Origin of the sequence: Tardiphaga sp. (assembly GCF_044340795.1) — a bacterium.
Taxonomy (GTDB): domain Bacteria; phylum Pseudomonadota; class Alphaproteobacteria; order Rhizobiales; family Xanthobacteraceae; genus Tardiphaga.
In genome coordinates this window covers 1-20,951 of sequence record NZ_JBIISY010000025.1, presented here as the reverse complement: position 1 = coordinate 20,951, position 20,951 = coordinate 1, and the positions used below count along the sequence as shown (strand labels likewise).

Genomic DNA, 20,951 nt, shown 5'->3' with positions numbered 1-20,951 from the left:
GTAGTTGCATGGCGCGTGTTCTCATTACGGGTGGCGCAGGTTTCATTGGATCGCATGCGGCGGATGTCCTGCTCGAAACGGGATATCAGGTCAGAGTTCTCGACAATCTGAATCCGCAGGTTCATAGCTCCGCCCGCCAGCGCCCCGATTATCTCAGCCAAAAAGCAGAGCTGGTCATCGGCGATGTCACCGACATCGACGCGGTCCGTGGCGCATTGCGCGGCGTCGATATGGTGCTGCATCTGGCCTCCGCAGTGGGCGTCGGGCAAAGCATGTACGATATCGTATCCTATGTGCACACCAACGAGGTCGGCACGGCGACGCTGCTGGAAGCGCTCGCCAAGCAGCCGGTGAAGCGGCTCGTGGTGGCATCCTCCATGAGCATCTATGGCGAAGGCCTGTGCCGGACCGCGTCCGGCCGCCTGGTCGCGCCCGACGAACGCAGCGCGCAGCAATTGCGAAGCGGACATTGGGAGCTTGAGGACAGCGAAGGCCAGGCACTGACGCCGATGCCGACACCCGAAACCAAGCAGCCCACGCTGAGCTCGGTCTATGCGCTCAATAAATACGCGCAGGAGCGGCTGTGCCTGATGATCGGCAAGGCCTACGGCATCCCGACCGCCGCGCTGCGCTTATTCAATGTCTACGGGCCGCGCCAGGCGCTGTCGAATCCTTACACCGGTGTGCTGGCCATCTTCGCCGCGCGGCTGCTGAACGATCGTCAGCCGATGGTGTTCGAGGACGGAAAGCAGCGTCGTGATTTCGTCCACGTTCGCGATGTCGCGCGCGCCTGCAGCTTGGCGCTCGAGTCCGATCTCGACGGCGAGGTGTTCAATATCGGCTCGGGCCACAGCCGCTCGATCGAATCCGTCGGGCGCGATCTCGCCGCCGTCATGGGACGCAGCGAGTTGAAGCCCTTGATCACCGGCAAGTCGCGCGCCGGCGATATTCGGCACTGCTTTGCCGATATCGACAAGAGCCGGCGGCTGTTAAATTTCGAGCCGGAGGTCGAGTTCTCGCGCGGGCTCGAAGAACTTGCGGACTATCTTGCTGGCCAGATCGTGGACGATCAGGTCGATCGCGCTACCGAAGAACTCGCACGGCGAGGGCTGGTTGCATGAACGAAGCAGAAAGAGACCGTCCGGTTCTGATCACCGGCGGATGCGGCTTTATCGGATGTAATCTCGGCGATGCGTTGGCGCGGCGCGGGGAGCGGGTGATCGCATTCGACAATCTGTCACGGTCGGGCGTGCGCGAGAATGCGCAATGGTTGAAGTCGCGCCACGGCGATCTCGTGACGGTCGTAACCGGCGATATTCGCGATTCCATCTCAGTGATCGATGTCGTGCGCCATGCGCGCGCCGTGCTGCATCTGGCCGCGCAAGTGGCAGTGACGGACAGCCTGCTGCGTCCGGTTGACGATTTCGAGATCAATGCGCGCGGCACGCTGAACGTGCTGGAAGCGTTGCGGCTACATAATCTGTCGGCGCCGGTCGTATTCGCATCCACCAACAAAGTGTACGGCCGCCTGTTCACGGATGAACAGACGCGCGATACCGGCCGCCGCCATGTCCCGACCGACGCCAGACTCTCCAAGGGCATTGATGAGCGCGCCCCGCTGGATTTCTACAGTCCCTATGGCTGCGGGAAGGGTGCGGCGGATCAGTATGTCCGTGACTATGCGCGCGTGTTTGGCCTGACCACAGCTGTGCTGCGCATGAGCTGCGTCTACGGGCCGCGCCAGTTCGGAACCGAAGATCAAGGCTGGTTGGCCCATTTCCTGCTCCGCGCATTGCGGGGGCAACCAATCACGATCTATGGCGACGGCAAGCAGGTGCGCGACGCGCTGCACGTCTCCGACGCCGTGCGCGCGTGGCTGGCGGTGCTCGACAATATTCACAGCGTGAGCGGCCGCATTTTCAATCTTGGTGGCGGCCCGGATAACACCACAAGTCTTCTGGAGCTGCTGGACGCGATCGCAGAAATGCGTGGCGTGGCCCCGTCCTACAGATTCGACGCGTGGCGGCCCGGTGATCAGCCTTGGTATGTGTCCCGCATCGATGCAGTGCGCGAGGCGGTCGGCTGGACGCCGGAAATGCCGCTGCAGCAGGGTCTGCTTTCACTGAACGATTGGCTGGAATCGCGGTTTGGAAAGGTGCCGGAAGCGCCACGGGAGTTGTCGGTATGACCCGCGTCGCACTCATCAATCCTGACTGGCACTATGATGGTAGCATCTATTTCGGATGCCGTGCGCCGCATCTGCCGCTCGAACTGGGAATTTCGCAGCATTTGTTGCAGCAGGACGGTCACACGACGCTGCTGCTCGATGCCCACATGTTCTCGCTTTCGCTTCGCGATATTGCCAGCGAACTCGACGCCTTCAAGCCGGATATGGTGGTCGTCACGACGGCGCCGACCTATCTGTTCTGGCGCTGTGCGCCGCCGGAATTGCGGGTGCCGCAACAACTGATCTCTGCGCTCCGCGGACATGCCGTGACCTGGGTTGCCGTCGGGCCGCACGGATCGACGACCCCCCGCGCTGCGCTGGCGAAGCTCGGCGTGGATGTCGTCGTGATGGGCGAGTGCGAGCATGCGGTTGCCCGCCTTGCGAATGGCGAGCGCGATCTTTTCGGCACCTGCTTCCGCGACGGCCCGGCCATCCGGGTCAATGGCGGTCCGCAGATCGCACCATTTACGACCCAGCAAGCATTGTCGTGGCCGGATGAAATGATCCGCCGCCATGCGCATCACCACCATCGTTTCGAGGCGACGCCGGTGGGTCCGGGCGCCGAAGTCGAGGCGTCGCGAGGCTGCCCCTATAGCTGTACGTTTTGCGCCAAGGAGAACTTCCGCAACGGCTACCGCAAACGCGACGTCGCCGCGATACTTGCTGAGGTCGATCAGCTGAAGCGGCAGGACGTCGAATATGTCTATTTCATCGATGAGATCTTCCTTCCGAATGCCGAGTTGCTGGAAGGCCTCGTGGGCCGTCGGCTGTTATTCGGAATCCAGACGCGCATCGATCTTTGGAAGCCCGAGATGCTCGAACTGCTTGGCCGCGCCGGATGCGTGTCAATCGAGGCCGGCATTGAAAGCCTGACGCCGGAGGGGCGCGATCTGCTCGGCAAGCGCTGCCGAATGACCACGCAGCAGCTGGCCGAACGGCTCGTGACTGCACGCAAGCACGTCCCGTTCGTGCAGGCTAATCTGATCGAGATCGTGCAGGACGACGACGCGGTGGTGCAGCGATGGCGCGATGACATGCGGGACGCCGGCGTGTGGGCCAATGACCCGGTGCCGCTTTATCCGTATCCGGGCTCGCCCGACTACCGCAAACTCTGGGGCGAGCCCGACGATCATGCCTGGGAACGGGCGCATGATTACTATCTCGGTCTGTTCGACCAGTTCAGCGACATCCAGGAGCAGCGGCCGATCCCGCTACACGAGCTCGAAATGGAAGCGCGTCGATGACCCTGGCACCGGGCGCGCGCATCCTGATGACCACGGACGCCGTCGGCGGCGTGTGGACCTTCGCTGTGGCGCTCGCGCGCGCTCTGGCGGAGCGCGGCATGGAGGTGCTGCTGGTTAGCATGGGGCCGCGACCGAGCCAGGCGCAGCGTGCCATGCTCGGCGGAGGGGTTGCCCTGACCGAGACGGATCTGGCGCTGGAATGGCAGGATCCGGCTGGTGCAGACATGAAGCGCGCAGAGGCGGAGTTGCGCCGTATCGTGCACCGGTTTCGCCCAGACATCATTCACTGCAACGGTTACCGCGAGGCGGCGTTCGGCTGGTCGGTGCCGACGATCATTGTTGCGCATTCATGCGTCAACGGCTGGGCCGAAGCGTGCGGCGATACGGCCGCCTTTATGAGCCCGGCCTGGACGGCCTATAGCGCCCATGTCGTGGACGGTCTTGAGAGCGCCATGGCTTGGGTTGCGCCAAGTGCCAGCTTCCGCACTTGGATCGCGCGGCATTACGGAGTCGCCCGGAGCGGCCATGTGATTTGGAACGGCATCGCCGGCGGATCGGGCGTATCGATCAAGCAAACGGTCATCCTCGGGGCCGGCCGGGTGTGGGACCGAGCAAAGAACCTGGCGATACTGGCTGCCGTCGCCTCCGACCTGGACTGGCCGATCCGGATTGCCGGCGCATCGGCCCTCCCGCAGGGCGGGTCGGGCGCCACGATCGACGGCTGCGGAATGCTTGGTCCGCTCTCTCAACGAGATATGCGCTACGAAATGCAGCGAGCCGCCATCTTTGTGAGCCCGGCCCTCTACGAACCGTTTGGGCTATCGGTTCTCGAAGCCGCGCAAGCGGGCTGTGCGCTGGTGCTGTCCGATGTTCCAGCGTTTCGCGAACTATGGAGCGGCGCCGCGCTGTTCATCGATCCGCGCGATGTCGACGCCTGGCAGCGGGCGCTTCGATCACTCTGCGCCGATATGGCACTGCGCGAAGCCATGCAGCAAGCCGCGACGGAGCGCGCGCGGCGCTATCCCCTGCAAAAGACGACTGACAGCTACAGTTCGCTCTATGACCAACTGCTGACGCAGCGCGACCGGCGGACAACATCACCACACGATGCGGAGGCATCGGCATGAAGATCGTTCTCTTCTATCACGCCTTTACCTCGTGCTGGAATAACGGCAATGCGCATTTTGTGCGCGGCGTCACGCGCGAGCTCGTCAAGCTCGGTCATGACGTAGCGCTCTGCGAGCCGCGCGACGGCTGGAGCCGGAGCAATGCGCTGAAGGATGGACCCGAAGTGCTACAGGAGACCGCGACGCTCGTGCCCGGCGTGCGGATCGAAGCCCATAACGGTGATCCCGATCTCGACGAGCTGCTCGATGGCGCGGACCTGGTCATCGTGCATGAATGGAATCCGCCTGATCTGATTGCGGCCATCGGCCGGCGGCGGCGGCAAGGCGCGCGCTTCCAGCTCCTGTTTCATGACACCCACCACCGCGCCGTCACGGCTCCTCATGAAGTCTCGTCCTTCGACCTTAGCGGCTATGACGGTGTGCTCGCCTTCGGCGAGGTGTTGCGAGAGATCTACCTCGATCGTGGCTGGGCGCAGCGGGTGTACACTTGGCACGAGGCGGCGGATGTCGAGCTCTATCATCCGATGCCCGAGGTGCACAAGGAATGGGATCTGGTCTGGATCGGCAACTGGGGGGATGACGAGCGCAGTTCGGAGCTGATGGAGTATCTTGTCGGCCCGGTTGGCCGGCTGAGCCTGTCAGCGCAGATTTTTGGCGTACGCTATCCCGAACACGCCAAAGCGGCGATCGCTGCGGCCGGCATCGTTTATGGTGGCTGGCTGCCGAACCACCGCGCACCGCTTGCATTCGCGAAGGCGCGGGCCACGGTCCACGTGCCGCGCGCGCCCTACGCACGGCAACTCGCCGGCATTCCGACCATCCGTGTATTCGAGGCACTGGCCTGTGGGATCCCGCTCGTATCGGCGCCTTGGACCGATGCCGAGTGCCTGTTTCCGTCCGGCTGCTATATCACAGTCAGCAGCGGCGAAGCCATGGCGGCTGCGCTGGGCGCGATCCAAGAGGACGTCGATCTCGCAGCCTCGCTGGTGCGCAACGGACTCGCCTCCATTCGCGAGCGGCACACCTGCCGTCACCGAGCGCAGGAGCTGCTCGCCATCGCTCACGACATCGCCTTGCCGGCATCCGGCAGACAGCGGGATCGGATCGCATCATGAAAATCGCATTCTTCGGCTCGAGTCTGGTTTCGTCCTACTGGAACGGTGCGGCGACCTATTACCGAGGCATTCTGAAAGCGTTAGCCGAGCTCGGTCACGACATCACTTTCTACGAGCCCGATGCATTTGAGCGACAGAGCCACCGCGATATCGCCGATCCGCCCTGGGCACGCGTGGTCGTTTATCCGGCGACGGGACAGGGGTGGGAGGGCGCGCTGGGCAGCGCGCGCGGAACGGACGTGCTGGTCAAGGCGAGCGGCGTCGGGGTGTTTGATCGCGAACTGGAACTGGCGATTGCGGATGCCCCGGGGGCGGCGTGGAAGATCTATTGGGACGTCGACGCGCCTGCGACCCTCGACGACATGCAGGCCGATCCGGCGCATCATCTGCGCGCCGTCATTCCGCGCTATGAGATGGTGCTGACCTATGGTGGCGGCGATCCCGTGGTCGACGCCTATAACGCCTTCGGCGCGCGCGACTGCCTGCCGATCTATAACGCGCTCGATCCCGCGCATCATTTCCCAGTGACGCCGCTGCCGGATTTCGCCTCGGATCTTGGCTTTCTTGGCAACCGGCTGCCCGACCGCGAGATCCGCGTCGACCGCTTCTTTCTGGACGCTGCCTGCGCGCTGCCGTCGCGGCGTTTTCTGCTCGGCGGCTCCGGTTGGGAGACCAAGGAGCTTCCGTCCAATGTGAGGCACATCGGCCATGTCGGCACCGCCCAGCACAATGCGTTCTTCTGCTCAGGTCTGGCGACGCTCAACGTCAACCGCGACAGCATGGCGCGTTACGGGTTTTCGCCGCCGACACGCATCTTCGAGGCGGTCGGCTCCGGTGCATGCCTGATTACGGATGAGTGGGTCGGAATCGAGCTGTTCCTGGAACCCGGCCGCGAAGTGCTGGTGGCCGCCGATGGCCAGGCGGTGGCCGAACATCTGCAGGCGCTGACGCCGTCCCGGGCAGCTGATCTGGCGGGCCGCGCTCGCAGCCGCATTCTCGCCCACCATACCTATGCGCATCGGGCGCGTCAGGTCGATCGATTGCTCAAGATGCAGTCACACCGTTTGGGGGCCGCGGAATGAATTTGGACATCGTGATTGTCGGCCTGTCGATCACCTCTTCCTGGGGCAACGGCCATGCGACGACCTATCGCGCGCTGGTGAAGGCGCTGGCCGACCGCGGCCACAGCGTCACGTTCCTGGAGCGCGACGTGCCCTGGTATCGGGACAACCGGGACATGCCGACCTCGGAATATTGCAGCATCGGCCTCTACAAGTCGCTGGCGGATTTCGGGGCGCGGTACACCGAATTGCTGCGCGAAGCGGATCTGGTGATCATGGGGTCCTATGTGCCGGATGGCATCGCGCTCGGCGACTGGATCACGGCGGAAGCGAAAGGCATTACCGCATTCTATGACATCGATACGCCGGTTACGCTTGCCGCGCTTGAGGCGGGCGGCGTCGATTACATTTCGGCCCACCTGATTCCGCGCTTCGATCTTTATCTTTCATTCTCGGGTGGCACGGCACTGGACATCATCGAGCAGGTCTACAACAGCCCGATGGCGCGGGTGTTGTATTGCAGCGCCGATCCCGGCGCGCATCCGGAATTCACCGCGCCTGCAAAATGGTCGCTGGGCTATCTTGGCACCTATAGCGCCGATCGACAGCCGCTTCTCGAGGACTTGCTGCTTGATCCCGCCGCGCGGCTTGTGGATCAGTCGTTCGTGATCGCCGGATCGAAATACCCGGCCGAGATCGCATGGCCCGACAGTCTGCAACACATTCCGCATCTTCCGCCGTCAGAGCATCGGCATTTCTATCAGGCACAGCGTTTCACATTGAACGTCACCCGAGCCGACATGAAGGCGCTGGGGTTTTCGCCAAGTGTCCGCCTGTTCGAAGCAGCCGCCTGCGGGGCTCCGATCATCTCCGATGCCTGGCCCGGACTAGAGACGATCTTCAAGCCCGGTGAAGAACTGCTCGTCGCCTCCCATAGCGACGATGTCGTCGATATCCTGACAACCATGCCGAACGATCGGAGACTCTCGCTGGCGAACCGCGCGCGGGAGCGATTGCTGCGCGAACATACGCCCGCTCATCGCGCCGTCCAGTTGGAAGCGTATTATCGGGAGGCGGCTGGGCGGCGGGTACCCGTCGCGCGGCGGATTCGCCGAAGCATCGCGTTGGAGGAAGCAAAATGAAGTTCTCGAGAAGTCCCTGGGCAGGCAGAGCGTTCGACCATCCGGACCGGCGTGTCGTGATCGCAGGAGGGGCGGGTTTCATCGGTTCCCATCTCTGCGATCATCTGATCCAGAACGGCGCGACCGTGGTGTGTGTCGATAACCTCTTCACCGGCTCGATGCAGAACATCCGGCCGCTGCTGAACCATCCGAAATTCACCTTCATGCAGCACGACGTTCGCGAGCCCCTTGACATCTCCGGCCGTGTGGACCGCATCTACAACATGGCATGTCCCGCGTCGCCGCGGCATTACCAGCGTGACCCGATCGGCACGATGAAGACCTGTGTGACAGGCGCGGAGAATATCCTCGAGCTTGCCAAAATCAAATCCTGCCGCGTCCTGCAGGCGTCGACCAGTGAGGTCTATGGCGATCCCGAGGTGCATCCGCAACCGGAAAGCTATGTCGGTCACGTCAACCCGATCGGCCCGCGCGCGTGCTACGATGAAGGCAAGCGCGCCGCAGAGACGCTGTTCTTCGATTATCACCGGGTCTATGGATTGCAGACCAAGGTGGCTCGCATTTTCAATACCTATGGGCCGCGCATGCTGGAAAATGACGGCCGGGTGGTCTCGAACTTCATCGTACAGGCCTTGCGAAATGACCCGATCACCATCTACGGGTCCGGCCGGCAAACACGAAGTTTCTGCTTCGTTGATGACCTCGTCCGCGGATTGGAGCTCCTGATGGAGAGCCCCCCGGAGGTCACGGGGCCGTGCAATCTGGGAAATCCGGCAGAGCTGAGCATCGAGGAAATCGCCCACAAGGTGGTGGCCCTGGCGAAATCGGAATCGAGCATCAGCCACCAGCCATTGCCCCAAGACGATCCGAAGCGCCGCAAACCCGTCATCAACCGCGCCAACAGCGTGCTAGGCTGGAAGCCGACCATCGACCTCGAATATGGGCTGAAATCGACCATTGCCTACTTCACGCTGAGGGCGGCTGCGAGCGTCAGCGATGCGCGTGTCGCAAGGATAGACGCGGCGCGGTCAACCCGCTCGCAACGCGGCAAGCTGCGGCGGGCTTCCACGATCCAGTAAGGCCAACTGCTGCTCCAGGGCGCTGTCATGCATGGGCGCCCTGGCGGAGGCTCGGACCGGCATGACCGCACTCATGCCATTCGGGCATGCTTTACCGTTGCCGAGACATTCAGCTTCCGGGCTTTTTTAGCTCGGACTTTCAGCTTCCGACACTTGCCAATGCGGGCGCTTCGATCCGGCTTTGCCGCACTTGAACGTCCTGCGCACGCAGATAGTCGCTCGTAAACTCTGCGAGCGCTGCCAAAGCATCCCAATCGCGAATCTTGAGATGTTTGTTGGTCCATTCGACCAGCTTCATCCTTCGCAGTTCCTGTACGACCCGGTTGGCATGAACCGCCGAGATGCCGCAGGCATCGGCGACGTCGACCTGCGTCCAGGAAATCGGAAAATCATGGTCGCCTGCAAGGCCGACGGCCTGCAGGCGGATCACAAGTTCGCAAACCAGATGTGCCACGCGTGCCAGCGCCTCGCGCCGACCCAGGCTGGTGATCCATTCCCGCAAAATGGCGGCTTCGACCAGACTTTGTCGCCTGAACGACCGTGCCAGTCGCGGCGATTCATGCAATGCGTCTTCCAGCGCGTCGCAGGGTAAGGACGCGATGACGGCAGGGCCGAGCGCCGACAGGTGGTCTGTCGCAGCGGGCAGCAGGAAGTCGTTCAGCCCGGCGAAATCGCCGGGGACGAAGATCGAGGTGATCTGCCGCTTGTTGTTGCCGAGCCGATGAGAGCCACATGCAAATCCATTGACTACGAGGAAGCAGCGATCTCCGTGACCAGAAAAGATGGCAGCGCCAGCTTCCACATTCGTCACGGACAGCGGCAAATCCGCGATAAGCTCCCGGTCAGCGCCCGTCAGGACCGCGGACCGGTCCAGTCGGGTAAGCAAACGGGAGTAGGATCGGCCAATTTCCATCATCTTCCATCATCGACCTAGACGTTATAATGCTCGGTCAGATCGGCGGCGCAGTTGCGCCGCCGGCGTCCGGACGCCGACGCTTCTGCGCGCGCAGCTTTCTCGTGGCCGCGCGAGCGGCTTCAGTTAGTTCCGAGAGCGTTGTCGCGCCATTGCGCGCTGCCGAGATGATGTGAATGGCAACGAACGGCCTGTACGCATGCGTCGTGCCGTCCTGCCCGAGTGGCTTGCAAGCGCGCTCCAGCGCGACGTCCACATTGGCGCGGATAAGCTCGTCGAATTTATCGATGATCATGACTGTCGCTCCATCTAGAGCTGCCAGCGGAAACGCTTTGAACAACTAAAAAGTATGAGCATATCAGGGCGGCGTCTGCCGGGTGGCCGACATACGGTCCATATTCATGCGAGCGCGCAGCGATTTATCTGGAGAAATGCGGCACCGCATCGGTCTGTCGCGCGGGCATATGGCGATGCTGCGTCAGTCCAGATCCGCCAGGTCGGTACAGCGGTAGGCTCAGCTCAAAGCGCGGCCGGCCTGCACGACCTCGTGGCAGCGTTACGAGCGGCGGAACAAGGCCCGCGATCTTGCGTTCGGCCGCACACCTCGAGGAGCACAGCAAATGACGAAACAGGGCCAAGGGATCGAACTGAAAGGACGCAACGAAGAGTATCCCGTTGACGAGCGCCGCGCTCGAGACTCCAGTTCGGTCAATCAGGACGTCGAACAACAAAAAAAACCGGAGGGGCAGACGACAACCACAGACGAGAAGCGTGATTGATGGCGCCGATGCCGGACGGTCACGGCGACGCAGGCGGATTTCATGTCGGATAGTGCGGATCCACTGAGTTCGTCGTTACGGCGCAATATTGACGCGCTGCGGCAGGTGCGGAAGCGGGAGCAGGCGACGGCCAACAGGGAGGAAGGAATCGCGGATGCCATCACCGGATTCACCGGGAGCATGACTTTCGTCTATCTGCATGTGGCGCTGTACAGCGTGTGGATCGGCATGAATCTCGTGCCTGGCTCGCCGCATTTCGATCCGTCATTCGTCATCCTGGCCATGGCAGCATCGGTCGAAGCCATATTCCTGTCGACATTCGTGCTGATCAGCCAGAACCGAGCTTTGGCAGCAGCCAACAAGCGCGACGATCTTGATCTTCACATCAACTTGCTGGCCGAGCACGAACTAACGAAGCTGATCGAACTGGTCGCGCGCATTGCGGCAAAACTCGAGATCGATACGCGCAGCGACTCAGAGATTGAAGACATCACCAAAGATGTGCGGCCTGAAGCCGTGATGGGAGCGCTCGATCAGGCAAGCCGAGTTGATGCCAGGTGAAGACGACGTCTGCGCAGCGCCTCTATGCTGATGCCCGATCTTGTGATCTTCAAGAATCAGGCCTTGAGGCCATTGCGCGGCTCGCGCCTGAGTTTGCGGAATCGGAGATGCGCTTAGTCACGGAACAGAAATGTCAATTGTCGTTCCTATGCGAAAGGAGCGCGCATGACCGACGACCAGCGAAAACCTACTCGCAAGCAGCTTGATGAATGGCGGCGAAAGGATCAACGGAGGAGACAGGAACGCGCTGAGGAAGCTCGCGCGCAATCGCGTGATGGCGAGGCGCCTGACGGTTGCCCGCTTTGGCTCGACCCCTCAGACCCCAATCGGTAGCTGGGTTCAGCGCTCGCGAAAGGCGAGAAGCGCCATGCTTACAGCAATTCTGATCGTTGCTCTAGCTATTGTGCTCGCATATGTCAACTGGGTGGCAAACTCGGTGAACTGTTTCAGGCGCGTGAATCACATCACGAGCCACATATACGAGATCGGCAACGCTCGCTCACATCATGCCCTACGATGATGAAATGCGCGAAGGCATGTGCGAAAGCGTTAACCCGGCTGAAGCCGTCTCGGAGCTTCGCATGAAGCTGGTGGAGCGCGGCACGTACACGCGTTCTGCGCACCGCTCGTTGCCGATACTCCTTCGTCCTCACCAACTCGATTTGGTCAGTCCTGGAACGAGCCCCTTCGACCCCATATCGCGTAGCGTGATACGGCTTAACCCACTCGTGCGATAAACCGAGCGAGGGCGGCCGGTCATCTCGCAGCGATTGCGAATCCGAGTCGGTGACGAATTCCGCGGCATCTCTGATAGCTTAAGCGTGGCCGCGAATCTTTCATCCATCGGTTTCGTTCTATCGCCGATGATGGCTTTCAAACGCGCGCGCTTTGCGGCTGCATTCGCTGCCATCTTCCTGCGTCGATTGTTCTTCTCAACGGCGCTTTTTGTCGCCATATCACCCTCACTGTTCGATCTTCAAATAGCCGCTCAGGCAGCCGTGCACGGCTGATCAGCGTGTTGTATTCGGAAGCTTTCATGCAACGCATTGAGCGTCTATGGAACGCGGAAACACGCTTAGACATCGAGTGCTCGCAGCGCCGCCTTCAGTTCTCTCGTCCCAGACAGTTGAATACTTTGGCGACGGCAAATCTTTGCAACGGAGCTTGTCTTCCGATTCAGTGCCGCTGCAGCACGCGTAATCGACGCGCCTTCCAACGACAGTTTACGGAGCTTGTCGAGGTCCGCTTCGGTCCAGCTTCTGCTCGTGATATGGGGCATTAGCGTCCTCCACTTTGGAGGACACATACCTGACCTGAGCAATCCTGTCTGACCGGTCGCCGACTTATGGCCGATTTTGTTAATGCGTTGCTGATGGGCGAAGGCGTCATGAGCCATTTGATCCGTGCCAATCGCGCCATTGCGGAGTTCCGCAACGATGCAAAAATGTCAGGCGAGGGAGCGCCGTCACGGCCGGAGAGCCGCCACCTGATCGAACGTCATCATCGACACAATGATCCGATCACCCAGGACACTCCGGTTGCCGCGAAAGTCTCCGCGGCCTGGCGCCGCCGACATCAAGCTGATCCACAGGACTGTCATAGCTGAGAACAATGACGTCGCGAGCGCGACGGCAGGGTCGTATTTCAGCTGTTTCATAGGATGCTCCTGGTCATCGCTTCCCAAATCAGTGCGTGAGGTTTCTGTTCCGGAGGAGAGAACATCAGAATAGGCGGAACAGTGCATTTGACTGCCGATTTGCTGGCCGTATCAGAGAATGAGGATGTTTCAAACTTGGCGGTGATAGCAGAAGTAGAAGTCGGGACGGGCCTCGCCGTTCGCGTCTCGCGGGTGGTGATCGTGGGCGGCGGTTTCGGCGGCATTGAAGCGGCGCGATCTCTGGCCGATGCACCTGTGAGCATCACATTGATCGACCGGAAGAACCACTTCTGCTTTCAGCCGCTCCTGTACCAGGTGGCGACGGCCTCTCTGGCAGCACCAGACGTCACATGGCCCATCCGTTCAATCCTGGCTGAACAACTCAACGCCGCCGTCATCATGAACGAGGTCGATGGCGTCGATACGGAGCACCAGTCTGTCCATTGCTCGGACGGCCGCACATATCCTTACGACTTCCTCATTCTGGCAACCGGGAGTACCCACGCCTATTTCGGACACGAAGCGTGGGAAGCCGTCGCTCCAGGCTTGAAGACGATAGAGGACGCGACCGAGATCCGCTCCCGCATGTTGGCGGCGTTCGAACGCGCCGAGGCGGCCGACACGCTGATGGAGCGGCAGTCCAATCTTACATTTGTCGTCATTGGCGGAGGTCCGACGGGCGTCGAGATGGCCGGTGCGATCGCTGACATTGCCCGGACAATCATCAACGCAGATTTCCGGAATATTCGCCGAGGAAGAGCCAATGTCGTGTTGATAGAGGCCGGTTCGCGCTTGCTGGGAGCGTTTCCGGAAGAGCTGTCGCGCTATGCCGCTGAACAATTAGGAGACATGGAGGTCGATGTGAGACTTGGTGCAGCGGTCACGGACTGCAACGAGGACGGCGTCACGACCAATGACGGGGTGTTCATTCCAGCGCGTACGATCATTTGGGCGGCGGGGGTGCGCGCATCGCCAGCCGCCAAATGGCTCTCCGCAGAGGCGGATAAGGCGGGCAGGGTGCGCGTCGATGAACACCTTCGGGTATCTGGTCACGAGCGCATATTCGCCGTTGGGGATACGTCGGCAAGTGTCCAGGAAGGCCGTGCTGTGCCCGGCCTGGCACCGGCTGCGAAGCAGATGGGCCGCTATGTCGGAAGCATGATCCGAGAACAAGTGAGCGCAACGCCGCGTTCGGTGCTGCCATTTCGCTACCGTCACGAGGGCGATCTTGCGACGATCGGCCGAGGCGCAGCCATTGTGTCGCGCGGTCGGCTCCGGCTGATTGGTTTCACAGGATGGATGTTCTGGGGTATCGCGCATGTTTATTTTCTGATCGAGCGCCGCAGCCGACTTCTCGTCGCGATGAACTGGCTGTTCGAATATGTCACGCGCAAGCGCGGCGCGCGTATCATCAGTTCCTAATCGGTTGCCGTTCAGCGAGACCTGTCAACGATGAAATCCGTTGTCATCGTCGATTTTGACGGCGCCCTGCTGAATTCTGTCCACCTGCATACAGCCGCGTGGATATCTTTTTTGTCTGATCGCCTGCAACAAGTCTCGCGCTTCTCGATTACGCTCGCGAATTGGGCGTGTTGAAGGAGCAGACGATGACTGATCACGACGGCAAGCGACTTGGAGCGACGTCGCGCGCGAGAGAGAGGGAAGGGCTCCGACACGGGAGCCATGACTGACCTTCAGACCGATATGATTACGGAAAACATGGTGCTCTCCAATCGCGACAAGACGCAACACTCGGACGATCGAGGTCAGGACTCCAAGTGGATTCAGACCGAGCAGTTCGAAGATCACGAAGCGAACAAGGGAAATGGTTGATCGTTTGGGGGTCTGGTGACCTCGGGACTGGCTGCTATCGAGCTGAAGGCCGCGAAGGCCTAAAACGGAGAAACGAATGACAAAGATGCCACCTATTCCCGAAGAACAGCGAAGCCACAAGGGTCCCCGATCGGATCCATCTACGTCTGTCAAAGACGAGAGCCCTGGTCGCGAGAATTTCGATGAGCAGGGACGTCACGGCAACATCAAGCAGAATACGACAAATCAGGGCTACCAACAGGATCGTTGACATGCCGAACAAACATCCCGACGCCGAGCGCTTCGGCGGCCCCGGTTCGTCCCAGCAAGACCGCAAACATCCTGAAAAGGCCGATCTCCGCAAAGGCGGGCCGGCCGCGGGTTCGCCAACGGGTGGACGCAAATCGAAAGTCTCTGGCGGCGGCGGGGAGCGCGATGCGCACCATTCGCATGACCGAGAGACAAAGAGCTGAAGACCCATTTCGGAACGGTGCTCTCAGCAAGCCGGTTTGCTTTGTCAGACCGCGAACAACCGAGTCGTCGCTTGGTCGAAAGACAATATTCCAGCGCCTCTCATCAGGGATGTCACTGGAGCGTCAACGAGCGCGGCACCTCGGAACAGAAACTCTGTTGGTTGCTTCCGTTCGCGACAAAGGGAGAGTCTCGATGCAGCAGTCTAAGCCCGCGCAGTCAGATCACGAAACGCACATTGTCGTCTGGGGCGTGAGCTTTGCGGGAATTTTAATGGCGGCAGGCCTGGTGTCTGCTGCCTATCTGGGTGTTAGCGGCCATCGGCATCCCTTGCCGGAGGCGAAGGTCTCGACCGGTGTGGGCACCGGCAAGCCTGCGCAGACGGATGCTGAAAGCCCGGCAGCCAAGCAAGATCCCGCAGGGCAGGAAGACCCGACCGGCGGCCGTGCGCGAATGATCAAGGCAACCGCCAAAGAACTGGACGTGACCGGTCAGCAAAAGAAGCAGTTGCGTCAGATTATCGCGAGTGCGAGCGGTCCCAGGCAGAACGCAGCCGGCTTTGAGCTCATGGTTGGCACCGCGATCCCTGAGAAGACGCCGACCGCAGACATTCCGCCCGAGGTGACCCAAGTCATGAATGGGTATTGGGGCGATCAATACGTGCTGGTCGCCGATAAGCTGATCATTATCGACCAACACACCCGCCGTGTCGCTGCGATTGTCAGCGGCGTCGCCGAATAAATTGGCAGTATTCGATGTGACTGCAAAAGCGCGATCGATCGCATCGGCCGGTCCCATTCTCCGAATGCCGACAGTGGTATCGAACTGATCAAACGCCAGGATACGCCCGAAATGAAGCCGCAGATCGAACTGCCCGAGAGCGCAAAGGCCGAGCGGCCATTACAGGACGAGATCAGGAACGATGGCGTCCACGAAATCGCCGGGGACGTCGCCTACAAGCAATTGGCGATCGTCAATGTCATCTTTGTCGGATTACCGGGCTGCGGAGATGACGAGTGGGTGCTCATCGACGCGGGGGTGATCGGCACCGCCCAGATGATCAAATCGGCGGCACGGGCCAGATTTGGACAGACCGGCAAGCCGGCCGCCATCATTCTAACGCATGGCCATTTCGATCACGTTGGCTGCGTCGAAACGCTCGCCCGCGAATGGAGCGTGCCGGTCTATGCCCATTCGGCTGAGCATCCATATTTGAACGGCTCGCGGTCCTATGAAGCGCCTGACCCCTCCGTGGGCGGCGGGCTTATCGCGATGATCTCTCCGTTGTTTCCAACCAGCCCCGTGAATGTTAACGGATACCTTCATGGATTGCCGGCCGATCAATCCGTGCCGCACATGCAGGGTTGGCGGTGGATTCACACCCCAGGTCATTCACCCGGTCACGTCTCACTGTGGCGCCAAAGCGATGCACTTCTCATCGCAGGCGATGCCTTCGTCACGACGCGGCAAGAGTCGATCTATGCTGCGGTGACCCAAGCGCCCGAGATGCATGGACCGCCGGCATACTTTACGCCTGATTGGGAGAGTGCACAGCGCTCCGTGGTCAATTTGGCGCTGCTGGCGCCCGAGATCGTAATTACGGGACATGGCGCTGCCATGTCGGGTCCGCTCATGCGAACTGCGTTAAACAATCTAGCAGAACATTTTGACACCATAGCGGTGCCGCCGCATCACCGAGCAGGTAACTGATCTCTAGGATCGCCGCCGGATATCGTGACGCATACCTCTCGGCCCCTAGAGATGCTGGACGTGCCCGTTTTAGATCAAAACCGAAAGTTCCGATACTCAACTGATGCCAAAAACAGCGAGAGCTCCCAAGCTGGCCAATGGTTTGCCTAAGCTGAGGGAGGCTCAGGTCTCATCCATTCCGGTCGGAGGTGAGTGGCAGTACGAAACCAAGTTAGGACGGTTTCCGTTGCCTCATAGGCCGCCAGGGAAAGGCGACTGTGATGGTCTCAAAGTCTGGGCAGGATCGCCAGCGTTGTTTTCCTGAGATCGAACGGGCAATTCTCGCGCTCCCAAAGACCGGTTTACGCTCGGTGGCGAGCTGGTCTTATTGAAAGATGGACAACTGGCGTTCGATGCGCTTCTTCGCGGTTGCATCCGGCACAGAGCAGGATCACCAAGCTTTCGGAGCAGACACCCGCTCATTTTCTTGCCTTCGATATCCTGCGCATCGGCAAGCGGGAACTCGGTAGCTGCTCGCTCAGCATGCGTCGCGCGATACTTGAAACGTTCGCAATAAACAAATTTCGAGCCCGACGGACGTTTCCGACTATCGCCAGCTACTGAAGACGTCGAGACCGCATCTCAGCTGGCTTCCGCGGAAGCCAGCTGAGATGGCGTCACCGCCAAGCGGCTCAATCTCCCATATCGCAGCGGCGAACGTGACGGCATGCGAAAAATAGAACTGATCCGAAGTGCCGACTGCGTGATCGGTGGCTTCCGCTATGGAAAGAACAAGGTCGCCAGGCGGTCGCTTGTCGGCTCGCTGCTAGTCGGTTTATACGACGAGGCCGGGAAACTTAATCACGTGGGATTCACCTCCGGCATCGGTGCAAAGGACAAACCAGCGCTGACCGACAAGCTTGAGAAGATCGTCGCCGAGAGAAGCTTTTCCGGACGAGCTCCGGGCAGTCCAAGCCGCTGGTCAACCAAGGCCTCTTCCGAATGGTACCCGGTCAACCACAGGCTTGTCATCGAGGTCTCTTACGATCACGTCTCGGAGGCGTGCTTTGGTCATGGCACGTCGCTCCTCAGGTGGCGCCCGGACAAGCACCCGAGGCGATACACCAACCTGCAACTTGCCGAGCGCATTGCCAAACCAGTCGCGCTATTGTTCGCCCGATCTTGACGTCGGCTCTTTGATGGGCGCCGTGAAACGGAAGGGGGCGTCGTCGTTCGCTCCTTCAGCAGCAGCTGGTGCGGATCCATCTTCGGCCTTTCCAGCGTCGCCGGCAAATGTGACGCTGCACGAGCCGTATATGCCCGCGTCGAACGATCGCGATCGTGACAGACGAAAGGGGCGTTAGCGTGGGCTCGACGCGATCGATGCTCAACGCCGCTCTGATATCCTCGCCATGAGGAACACGCCCAACAATTCGTTGTTCAGTCCGCGTTCTCACCTCATCGCAGGAGCGCACATGACTGAAGGTCGCAAGGCTGCCCCGAAGCAATCACCAGCCGGTGGGTGGGGGGCGTTGAACGCGGTGGAGCGGCATCTCAGCAACCAGAAGGTTTTGCTCAAAGGCAATCGGGCATTGTTGTCGATGAATAAGCCTGGCGGCTTTGATTGCCCGAGCTGCGCCTGGCCGGATCCCGACAAGCCGCATATTGCTGAGTATTGCGAAAACGGTGCCAAGGCCGTCGCTTGGGAAGCGACCAAGAAGCGGACCGGCCCCGACTTCTTTGCCCAGCACACAGTCGCTGAATTGCGGAATTGGACCGATCACGAACTCGAAGGCCACGGCCGCCTGACGCATCCGATGCGGTATGACGCCAGCACAGACAAATATGAGGCAGTCGAATGGGCGACGGCACTGACGGAGATCGGCGAGACCCTTCGAGGCCTCGATCCGAAACGTGTCGAGCTGTACACGTCCGGCCGCACATCCAATGAGGCCGCATTCCTCTGGCAGCTCTATGGCCGCTTGCTCGGCACCAATAATTTCCCTGACTGCTCCGATATGTGCCACGCGACCACGACTGTCGCGCTTCCTGAGAGCATCGGCGTCGGCAAGGGGACGGTGACGCTTGACGACTGGAAACATTGTGATGCTGTCTTCATCATTGGACAGAACCCCGGCACCAACAGTCCGCGCATGATGGGCTATTTGCACGATATGGCCAAGCGAGGCGTGCCGATCGTCACCTTCAATCCGCTCAAGGAAAAAGCACTGCTGCGCTTCACCGATCCGCAAAACCCGGTCGAGATGCTCACCGGACGCGGGCAAAAGATCAGCTCGAATTATTTTCAGCTCCGCACCGGCGGTGACATCATGGCCATGCAGGGCCTGTGCAAAGCCGTGATAGCCGCCGATGACGACGCAGAGCGCGCCGGTGATCCCCGCATTCTCGACCTCGCGTTCATTGAAGAGCATACACACGGCTTCGAGGCCTTCGCTCAATATCTCCGCGATCTCGCCTGGGAGGAGGTCGAGCGCTTCACCGCGCTTTCCCGCGCGCAGATGGAGCAGGCGGCTGCGATCTATGTGAAGGCTGAGCGCGTCATTGCCTGCTGGGGCATGGGCATCACCCAGCACAAGCATGGCGGGGATGCCATGCAGCAGATTCTCAATCTTCTGTTCCTGCGTGGCAATATCGGACGGCTCGGGGCCGGCGCATGTCCGATTCGCGGTCATTCCAATGTGCAGGGCGATCGTACAGTTGGTATCAACAAGACGCCGACCGAGCCATTCCTGGCGCAGCTCGACAAGGCATTCGGCTTTCACAGTCCGCGCGCGCATGGCCACGACACGGCGGAATGCTGCGAAGCGATTTTGCGCGGCGAGGTCGATGCATTCCTAGCGATGGGTGGCAACTTCTTCCGTGCAATACCGGATTGCAACCGCGTCGCAGCGCGGGTCCAGGATATCGGCCTCACCGTTCATGTCGCGACAAAACTCAATCACAGCCATCTCACTCACGGCAAGCGGGCTTACATCCTTCCTGCACTCGGGCGCACCGAGCGCGATCTGCAGGGCGGCACCCCGCAGACGGTCACGGTGGAGGATAGTTTTTCGATGGTGCACGGCTCGACCGGCATGCTGCCGCCGGCCAGCGAGTACTGCGCCTCCGAACCATGGATCATCGCAAATCTGGCGAAAGCCACGGTGGCCGATCGGGCCGCGGTCGATTGGGACGGCATGATCGCCAATTATGATCTCATCCGCGACAAGATCGACGAAGTGTTTCCCGATCAGTTCGGCGATTACAACGCGCGCATCGCAAAGCCGGGCGGATTCCGCCTGCCGAACGGCGCCAGCGAGCGCAAATGGGATACGCCGACAGGCAAGGCCAATTTCCTGTTCAATCCGAAACTACGCGACCAGGACGACGATGCGCCGGAAACGCCGCATCTGCAGCTGATGACCATGCGCAGCCATGACCAGTTTAATACCACGGTCTATTCCAACAATGACCGCTATCGTGGCGTCTCGGGTGAGCGCATGGTCGCCTTCATGAATGCAGCCGACATGGCGGAGCTCGGCCTGAGCGAAGGCTCCATGATCGAATTTTCTGCGGCGTCGCTGGACGGCATCGAACGTCGCGTCTCGGGATTCAAGGTCGTCGCCTATGACGTCCCCAAAGGCTGCTGCGGGGCATACTTCCCGGAAACCAATGCGCTGCTTCCGCTGTCGCACCGCGATGAACGCAGCAACACGCCGGCCGCGAAGTCGGTGCCGGTCTTCGTCACCGCGGCCAGCCCGGGCAAACCCGCATCGCATTGTCCAGAGGTGTCGGAAGCCCGTCCGACCGGTCTCGCAAGCCCGCCGCCTATGGCGTAGGTCATCGACGCCGCGCATTGAGGAGGCCACGCTCCGCATAAATAGGTCTAAGAGCGAACAGCGGTCGCTCTGCCCGGCCGCTGTAGTATGCTTCACGGATAAGCGGAATTGGTCACGCGTCGATAACGGTCTCCCGCGTACGGTCTACTCACTCGACACGGCAGAGTGGTTACCTTCACAAGCGCTTTAATCATGTAGGTGAATGATCCCTGTCTGCGTGCCGACGACGTATTCC

22 protein-coding genes are annotated in these 20,951 nt (G+C 60.8%); 19 read left to right on the top strand and 3 right to left on the bottom strand.

The window, feature by feature from the left end; genetic code table 11:
- Window positions 1–8 precede the first annotated feature (8 nt).
- The 8 genes from ACIQ17_RS06435 to ACIQ17_RS06400 are packed head-to-tail and all read left to right on the top strand — an operon-like array spanning window position 9 to window position 8,995.
- Window positions 9–1,121, top strand: a complete 1,113-nt coding sequence (locus ACIQ17_RS06435) for an NAD-dependent epimerase/dehydratase family protein (RefSeq protein ID WP_398466588.1) — start codon at window positions 9–11, stop codon at window positions 1,119–1,121.
- A complete protein-coding gene (locus ACIQ17_RS06430) occupies window positions 1,118–2,188 on the top strand; it encodes an NAD-dependent epimerase/dehydratase family protein (protein ID WP_398466586.1) in 1,071 nt (356 codons plus the stop codon). Before ACIQ17_RS06435 ends, ACIQ17_RS06430 begins: the two co-directional genes overlap by 4 nt.
- The gene (locus ACIQ17_RS06425) at window positions 2,185–3,471 is read left to right on the top strand and encodes a TIGR04295 family B12-binding domain-containing radical SAM protein (protein ID WP_398466584.1); all 1,287 of its coding nucleotides are present in this window, start codon (window positions 2,185–2,187) and stop codon (window positions 3,469–3,471) included. The genes ACIQ17_RS06430 and ACIQ17_RS06425 overlap by 4 nt, the downstream gene beginning before the upstream one ends.
- A complete protein-coding gene (locus ACIQ17_RS06420; RefSeq protein ID WP_398466582.1) occupies window positions 3,468–4,598 on the top strand; it encodes a glycosyltransferase family 4 protein in 1,131 nt (376 codons plus the stop codon). The genes ACIQ17_RS06425 and ACIQ17_RS06420 overlap by 4 nt, the downstream gene beginning before the upstream one ends.
- A complete protein-coding gene (locus ACIQ17_RS06415; RefSeq protein ID WP_398466580.1) occupies window positions 4,595–5,713 on the top strand; it encodes a glycosyltransferase in 1,119 nt (372 codons plus the stop codon). Before ACIQ17_RS06420 ends, ACIQ17_RS06415 begins: the two co-directional genes overlap by 4 nt.
- Complete coding sequence (locus tag ACIQ17_RS06410; RefSeq protein ID WP_398466578.1) at window positions 5,710–6,795, top strand: glycosyltransferase; 1,086 nt, start codon at window positions 5,710–5,712, stop codon at window positions 6,793–6,795. Before ACIQ17_RS06415 ends, ACIQ17_RS06410 begins: the two co-directional genes overlap by 4 nt.
- Window positions 6,792–7,916, top strand: a complete 1,125-nt coding sequence (locus ACIQ17_RS06405) for a glycosyltransferase (protein ID WP_398466576.1) — start codon at window positions 6,792–6,794, stop codon at window positions 7,914–7,916. The genes ACIQ17_RS06410 and ACIQ17_RS06405 overlap by 4 nt, the downstream gene beginning before the upstream one ends.
- A complete protein-coding gene (locus ACIQ17_RS06400) occupies window positions 7,913–8,995 on the top strand; it encodes a UDP-glucuronic acid decarboxylase family protein (RefSeq protein ID WP_398466574.1) in 1,083 nt (360 codons plus the stop codon). Before ACIQ17_RS06405 ends, ACIQ17_RS06400 begins: the two co-directional genes overlap by 4 nt.
- A 139-nt stretch (window positions 8,996–9,134) precedes the next feature.
- On the opposite strand, the gene ACIQ17_RS06395 is transcribed toward ACIQ17_RS06400, so the two are convergent.
- Both ACIQ17_RS06395 and ACIQ17_RS06390 read right to left on the bottom strand, forming a co-directional pair.
- Entirely contained in the window at window positions 9,135–9,911 is a 777-nt protein-coding gene (locus ACIQ17_RS06395) for a Crp/Fnr family transcriptional regulator (protein ID WP_398466572.1), read from the bottom strand.
- A 34-nt stretch (window positions 9,912–9,945) separates the two neighbouring features.
- Window positions 9,946–10,203 (bottom strand): hypothetical protein, encoded by a 258-nt coding sequence (locus ACIQ17_RS06390; RefSeq protein WP_398466570.1) that lies wholly within the window; start codon window positions 10,201–10,203, stop codon window positions 9,946–9,948.
- Window positions 10,204–10,528: 325 nt separating this feature from the next.
- Here ACIQ17_RS06390 and ACIQ17_RS06385 point away from each other — a divergent pair, with 325 nt between their 5' ends.
- Both ACIQ17_RS06385 and ACIQ17_RS06380 read left to right on the top strand, forming a co-directional pair.
- Window positions 10,529–10,687 carry a hypothetical protein gene (locus tag ACIQ17_RS06385; protein ID WP_398466568.1) on the top strand — a complete coding sequence of 53 codons (159 nt, stop codon included), beginning with the start codon at window positions 10,529–10,531 and terminating at the stop codon, window positions 10,685–10,687.
- Window positions 10,688–10,729: 42 nt separating this feature from the next.
- A complete protein-coding gene (locus tag ACIQ17_RS06380) occupies window positions 10,730–11,248 on the top strand; it encodes a DUF1003 domain-containing protein (protein ID WP_398466566.1) in 519 nt (172 codons plus the stop codon).
- Window positions 11,249–11,897: 649 nt separating this feature from the next.
- On the opposite strand, the gene rpsN is transcribed toward ACIQ17_RS06380, so the two are convergent.
- Window positions 11,898–12,158 carry a 30S ribosomal protein S14 gene (gene rpsN, locus ACIQ17_RS06375; RefSeq protein ID WP_398466624.1) on the bottom strand — a complete coding sequence of 87 codons (261 nt, stop codon included), beginning with the start codon at window positions 12,156–12,158 and terminating at the stop codon, window positions 11,898–11,900.
- Here rpsN and ACIQ17_RS06370 point away from each other — a divergent pair.
- The 9 genes from ACIQ17_RS06370 (at window position 12,070) to ACIQ17_RS06330 (ending at window position 20,716) form a co-directional block, all read left to right on the top strand.
- Window positions 12,070–12,258 carry a hypothetical protein gene (locus ACIQ17_RS06370; RefSeq protein ID WP_398466626.1) on the top strand — a complete coding sequence of 63 codons (189 nt, stop codon included), beginning with the start codon at window positions 12,070–12,072 and terminating at the stop codon, window positions 12,256–12,258. The genes rpsN and ACIQ17_RS06370 overlap by 89 nt on opposite strands.
- Window positions 12,259–12,593: 335 nt before the next feature.
- A complete protein-coding gene (locus ACIQ17_RS06365) occupies window positions 12,594–12,854 on the top strand; it encodes a hypothetical protein (protein WP_398466564.1) in 261 nt (86 codons plus the stop codon).
- Window positions 12,855–13,097: 243 nt separating this feature from the next.
- Window positions 13,098–14,327: an NAD(P)/FAD-dependent oxidoreductase gene (locus ACIQ17_RS06360; RefSeq protein ID WP_398466622.1), complete on the top strand. Its 1,230-nt coding sequence runs from the start codon at window positions 13,098–13,100 to the stop codon at window positions 14,325–14,327.
- A 261-nt stretch (window positions 14,328–14,588) separates the two neighbouring features.
- A complete protein-coding gene (locus ACIQ17_RS06355; RefSeq protein ID WP_398466562.1) occupies window positions 14,589–14,738 on the top strand; it encodes a hypothetical protein in 150 nt (49 codons plus the stop codon).
- A gap of 251 nt (window positions 14,739–14,989) precedes the next feature.
- The gene (locus tag ACIQ17_RS06350; protein WP_398466560.1) at window positions 14,990–15,190 is read left to right on the top strand and encodes a hypothetical protein; all 201 of its coding nucleotides are present in this window, start codon (window positions 14,990–14,992) and stop codon (window positions 15,188–15,190) included.
- Between the two features lie 193 nt (window positions 15,191–15,383).
- On the top strand, window positions 15,384–15,929 hold the full coding sequence (locus tag ACIQ17_RS06345; protein WP_398466558.1) for a DUF1236 domain-containing protein: 546 nt from the start codon (window positions 15,384–15,386) through the stop codon (window positions 15,927–15,929).
- A gap of 111 nt (window positions 15,930–16,040) precedes the next feature.
- Window positions 16,041–16,898, top strand: coding sequence for an MBL fold metallo-hydrolase (locus ACIQ17_RS06340; protein ID WP_398466556.1), 858 nt, complete (start codon window positions 16,041–16,043; stop codon window positions 16,896–16,898).
- A 706-nt stretch (window positions 16,899–17,604) separates the two neighbouring features.
- The gene (locus tag ACIQ17_RS06335) at window positions 17,605–18,063 is read left to right on the top strand and encodes a hypothetical protein (protein ID WP_398466554.1); all 459 of its coding nucleotides are present in this window, start codon (window positions 17,605–17,607) and stop codon (window positions 18,061–18,063) included.
- Between the two features lie 289 nt (window positions 18,064–18,352).
- A complete protein-coding gene (locus ACIQ17_RS06330; RefSeq protein WP_398466552.1) occupies window positions 18,353–20,716 on the top strand; it encodes an FdhF/YdeP family oxidoreductase in 2,364 nt (787 codons plus the stop codon).
- Window positions 20,717–20,951: the final 235 nt, after the last annotated feature.